We start from the raw sequence: 2,853 nt of genomic DNA, 5'->3' as shown, positions 1-2,853 counted from the left end.
GGAGATGCCCAGCGGCGCGCCGGGCGGTGGGCAGGGCGGCCAGGGCGGTCCCGGTGGGGACCGGGGCGGTGGCTGCGGCGGCCCGGGCGGCGGCGGTCAGGCCGCGGGCGGACAGGGCCAGGGTCAGAGCCCGCACCCCCAGCAGTCGCAGAAGGAGCAGTAGGGGCAGCGGCGCAGGAGAAGCGGCAGGCGTACGGAAGGTCGGCCCGGGTTCGCCCGGGCCACGGTCAGGGACGGCGCGTCCGGCGAACGGGCGCGCCGCCCCTGTGCGTTGTCACATGGGTGTCAATCCCTGTACGAGGGTGTCAATCCAGCCAGTGATGGCGGCCGAGGCCGATCAGCCGCATCTGGCGGGCCGCCAGCTGTGCGACCTGCCGAGTCCGCTCCGGGCGTTCCTCCTCCGGCCCTTCCAGGGCTTCCAGGAACAGCGACGCCGTGCTCAGCATCTGGTCGACGTAGAGATGCGCGAGCATCAGCAGGTCGTCCTCGCTCCAGCCCTCGGAGACCGGGTCATGGGCCAGTTCGTCCTTGACCTCCTGGGCGAACCGGGCCAATTGCTCCCGTATCGCCTCACGGACCGGTTGAACTCCGCCATGTCGTTCACGGGCGATGAAGCGGACATGGGCGGGGTACCCGTCGACGTGACGGGCGATCAGGTCGATGGTGCGCGTGACGCGTTCCTCGCGGTCGCCCGTCGTGGACACCGTCGTCCGGATCATCGGGTGCAGGCTGCCCAGCGCCTCCTCGACCAGGGCCACGCCCAGATCCGCCGTGGAGCGGAAGTGGCGGTAGAAGGCGGTCGGGGCGACACCGACGGCGCGGGTGACCTCGCGCAGTCCCAGGCTGCTCAGACTCTGCTCCTCCAGCAGCCCCAGGGCCGCGTCCAGCAGTGCCTGCCGGGTCTTCTGCTTCTGGGCCTGCCGGATGCCGAGGGTGTGACTCATACCATGCAGTTAACAACTGTTCTCTGGAATTGGAAAGTCGTGAGAGGCGTTAGGCTGGGAAGTCAGTGAACAACTGTAACCGCAACCGTTCACCGAAACCTTGGGGGCTGTTACCCGTGCTGTTCATCGTCGCCGCGCTCCTGCTGCTGGGTGTCGTCCTGGGCACCGTCGCGCACGCGCCGCTCACCTTCTCCGTCGCCGTCGGCGCCGTCATCGCCGTCTGGCTCGGCGTCTTCGCGCTCCGTGAGCGCGGTCGCCGGCGCCACCCGCAGGCCCACTGACGCCGACGTCATCCACCGCTCCTTCGATCCGACTTCGGGAGTCGATCATTATGCAGCTCACCGCTCCGGCCTCGCGCCGCACCGGCATCCGTGACACGGACGGCATGGCCGTCGCGTCCTTCATCCTCGGCCTGCTCGGCCTTCTCGTGCTCAACCTCTTCCTCGGCCCGATCGCCATCGTGCTGGCGAGCGTCGCCCTGTGGCGGGGCACCGAGCGCCGCGGCCGCGCGCTGCTGGGTCTGGGCCTGGGCGTCGCAGACCTGCTGGTCCTCGCGGCCTTCATGGAGTTCGACAGCACGATCTCGTGGAGCTTCTGAGCCGCCGTCGGACAGCCGTCCGCCGGTACGCCGCGGCCGGGCCCGGGGACGACGGGCCGTCGCCGCGCCGCGAGGCGGTTCATGTTCGGCCAGCCTTGATCTGAGGCCGGTCGAAGGGGAGCCGTAGAATCGGGCTCACCATGGCTTACCTCGACCACGCCGCGACCACCCCGATGCTCCCGGAGGCGGCGGAGGCGCTCACCGTCCAGCTGGGTGCCACCGGCAACGCGTCCTCCCTCCACGCATCCGGCAGGCAGGCCCGCCGCGCCGTCGAGGAGGCCCGCGAGACCCTCGCCGAAGCCCTCGGCGCCCGCCCCAGCGAGGTCGTCTTCACCTCGGGCGGCACAGAGGCCGACAACCTGGCCGTCAAGGGCCTTTACTGGTCACGCCGCGACGCCGACCCGGCCCGCACCCGCGTCCTCGCCAGCCCCGTCGAGCACCACGCGGTCCTCGACGCCGTGCACTGGCTCGGTGAACACGAGGGCGCCACCGTCGAGTACCTGCCGGTCGACTCCCACGGCCGCGTCCACCCGGACGCCCTGCGCGAGGCCATCGCCCGCAACCCCGAGGACGTGGCCCTCGCCACCGTCATGTGGGCGAACAACGAGATCGGGACGATCCTGCCCGTCCGTGAACTCGCCGACGTGGCAGCCGAGTTCGCAGTCCCGCTGCACGCGGACGCCGTCCAGGCCTTCGGTCAGATCCCCGTGGATTTCGCCGCCTCCGGCCTCGCCGCGATGACCGTCTCGGGCCACAAGATCGGCGGACCCTACGGCATCGGCGCCCTGATCCTCGGCCGTGAGCACACCCCCGTACCGGTCCTGCACGGCGGCGGTCAGGAGCGCCACGTGCGCTCCGGCACCCTCGACGTGCCCGCCATCGCCTCCTTCGCCGTCGCCGGGCGGCTGGCCGCCGAGCAGCGCGAGTGGTTCGCCCGCGAGATCGGCGCCCTGCGCGACTCCCTCGTCAACGCGGTCCGTTCGGCCGTCCCGGACGCGATCCTCGGCGGCGACCCGGACCCGGAGGGCCGCCTTCCGGCCAACGCGCACTTCACCTTCCCCGGCTGTGAGGGCGACTCCCTGCTGCTCCTGCTCGACGCCCAGGGCATCGAGTGCTCCACCGGCTCCGCCTGCACCGCCGGAGTCGCCCAGCCCAGCCACGTCCTCCTCGCCACCGGCACGGACCCCGACCTGGCCCGCGGCACCCTGCGCTTCTCCCTCGGCCACACCTCCACCGAGGCCGACGTCGAGGCCCTGGCGAAGGCCATCGGCCCGGCGGTGGAACGGGCGAGGGCGGCGGGGCTCACCTAGG

The 2,853-nt window shown here is 71.9% G+C and carries 4 protein-coding genes; 3 read left to right on the top strand and 1 reads right to left on the bottom strand.

What is annotated here, in order from left to right; translation table 11 throughout:
• Positions 1–305 precede the first annotated feature (305 nt).
• The gene (locus ABZ281_RS44755) at positions 306–944 is read right to left on the bottom strand and encodes a TetR family transcriptional regulator (RefSeq protein ID WP_356664056.1); all 639 of its coding nucleotides are present in this window, start codon (positions 942–944) and stop codon (positions 306–308) included.
• Between the two features lie 116 nt (positions 945–1,060).
• Here ABZ281_RS44755 and ABZ281_RS44750 point away from each other — a divergent pair, with 116 nt between their 5' ends.
• From ABZ281_RS44750 to ABZ281_RS44740, 3 genes are all read left to right on the top strand, one after another.
• Entirely contained in the window at positions 1,061–1,225 is a 165-nt protein-coding gene (locus tag ABZ281_RS44750) for a hypothetical protein (RefSeq protein ID WP_356664054.1), read from the top strand.
• Positions 1,226–1,275: 50 nt separating this feature from the next.
• The gene (locus ABZ281_RS44745; protein ID WP_031103607.1) at positions 1,276–1,542 is read left to right on the top strand and encodes a hypothetical protein; all 267 of its coding nucleotides are present in this window, start codon (positions 1,276–1,278) and stop codon (positions 1,540–1,542) included.
• A 140-nt stretch (positions 1,543–1,682) separates the two neighbouring features.
• Positions 1,683–2,852 (top strand): cysteine desulfurase family protein, encoded by a 1,170-nt coding sequence (locus ABZ281_RS44740; protein WP_356664052.1) that lies wholly within the window; start codon positions 1,683–1,685, stop codon positions 2,850–2,852.
• Position 2,853 lies beyond the last annotated feature (1 nt).

The organism is Streptomyces sp. NPDC006265 (genome assembly GCF_040613555.1).
In the GTDB taxonomy this organism is placed as follows: domain Bacteria; phylum Actinomycetota; class Actinomycetes; order Streptomycetales; family Streptomycetaceae; genus Streptomyces.
The sequence above is the reverse complement of the archived record's forward strand: the minus strand, read 5'-3'. Positions and strand labels throughout refer to the sequence as shown.